The following is a 399-nucleotide window of genomic DNA, read 5'->3' on the forward strand; positions in this document are numbered from 1 at the left end:
ATCCCGAGCGGGTCGTCATCGAGATCGCCGTGGACCGGGCGCTCGGCAGGGGCTGAGGGGGCCGGCGCGTCCCCGGGCAGCACAACGGCGCCATCGTGTTCAGGTCACGATGGCGCCGTTGTGTGGGGGAAGCGCCTGAACGACATGGAACGACGGGGGAATCGTTCAGGCGCTGCGGGGGGTGGCGGAAATGGCTTCTTGTTCGAACAGCTCGTGGTCGCGCTGGTCGAGATTGACGAAGATCATGCCGTACCTGACGGTGCAGCGGACCGGTTGCGGGGCTCCCCGGGGCCGGCGGAGGCACCGGTAGGCGCGGATGTCCCCCTCCGCCTCCATCACCACGACGACCGGCTCCCCGAACAGGGTGACCATCAACGAATCGCCCTGGCGGGTCAGCGC

At 68.9% G+C, this 399-nt stretch carries 1 protein-coding gene; it reads right to left on the minus strand.

Features of this window, described 5'->3' with window-relative positions:
• Nucleotides 1-165: 165 nt before the first annotated feature.
• A partial coding sequence (locus IE97_RS0137895) for a hypothetical protein (RefSeq protein ID WP_030252287.1) occupies nucleotides 166-399 on the minus strand: 234 nt, incomplete at its 5' end.

This window comes from Streptomyces sp. NRRL S-455 (genome assembly GCF_000717875.1).
Lineage (GTDB): Bacteria > Actinomycetota > Actinomycetes > Streptomycetales > Streptomycetaceae > Streptomyces.